Raw genomic sequence first — 1,412 nt, forward strand, 5'->3', positions numbered from 1 at the left:
TGAGACCTGATGCCGAGCCGATTGTGGTGAAGTGGATGATCCTATGCTGTCGAGAAAAGCCTCTAGCGAGTTTCATGGCGGCCCGTACCCTAAACCGACTCAGGTAGTCAGGTAGAGAATACCGAGGCGTTCGGGTGAACTATGGTTAAGGAACTCGGCAAAATGCCCCCGTAACTTCGGGAGAAGGGGGGCCATTTCTGGTGATCACTCTTGCAGTGTGAGCTGGGGGTGGCCGCAGAGACCAGCGAGAAGCGACTGTTTACTAAAAACACAGGTCCGTGCGAAGCCGTAAGGCGATGTATACGGACTGACGCCTGCCCGGTGCTGGAACGTTAAGGGGACCGGTTAGTCACATTTCGGTGTGGCGAGGCTGAGAACTTAAGCGCCAGTAAACGGCGGTGGTAACTATAACCATCCTAAGGTAGCGAAATTCCTTGTCGGGTAAGTTCCGACCTGCACGAATGGCGTAACGACTTCTCGACTGTCTCAACCATAGGCCCGGTGAAATTGCACTACGAGTAAAGATGCTCGTTTCGCGCAGCAGGACGGAAAGACCCCGGGACCTTTACTACAGTTTGATATTGGTGTTCGGTTCGGCTTGTGTAGGATAGGTGGGAGACTGTGAAGCTTGGACGCCAGTTCAGGTGGAGTCGTCGTTGAAATACCACTCTGGTCGTGCTGGATGTCTAACCTGGGTCCGTGATCCGGATCAGGGACAGTGTCTGATGGGTAGTTTAACTGGGGCGGTTGCCTCCTAAAGAGTAACGGAGGCGCCCAAAGGTTCCCTCAGCCTGGTTGGTAATCAGGTGTTGAGTGTAAGTGCACAAGGGAGCTTGACTGTGAGACCGACGGGTCGAGCAGGGACGAAAGTCGGGACTAGTGATCCGGCGGTGGCTTGTGGAAGCGCCGTCGCTCAACGGATAAAAGGTACCCCGGGGATAACAGGCTGATCTTCCCCAAGAGTCCATATCGACGGGATGGTTTGGCACCTCGATGTCGGCTCGTCGCATCCTGGGGCTGGAGTCGGTCCCAAGGGTTGGGCTGTTCGCCCATTAAAGCGGTACGCGAGCTGGGTTTAGAACGTCGTGAGACAGTTCGGTCCCTATCCGCTGCGCGCGCAGGAGTCTTGAGAAGGGCTGTCCCTAGTACGAGAGGACCGGGACGGACGAACCTCTGGTGTGCCAGTTGTCCTGCCAAGGGCATGGCTGGTTGGCTACGTTCGGGAGGGATAACCGCTGAAAGCATCTAAGCGGGAAGCCTGCTTCGAGATGAGGACTCCCACCCACTTGATGGGGTAAGGCTCCCAGTAGACGACTGGGTTGATAGGCCGGATATGGAAGCACTGTGAGGTGTGGAGTTGACCGGTACTAATAGGCCGAGGGCTTGTCCTCAGTTGCTCGCGTCCACTGTGT

At 56.0% G+C, this 1,412-nt stretch carries 1 rRNA gene; it reads left to right on the forward strand.

Annotated elements, in window-relative coordinates:
• Positions 1–1,391 (forward strand): 23S ribosomal RNA (locus tag ACFYNU_RS38250); the annotation flags it as partial.
• Between the last annotated feature and the right edge of the window lie 21 nt (positions 1,392–1,412).

It is taken from the genome of Streptomyces sp. NPDC006643 (assembly GCF_042870175.1).
Taxonomy (GTDB): Bacteria; Actinomycetota; Actinomycetes; order Streptomycetales; family Streptomycetaceae; genus Streptomyces.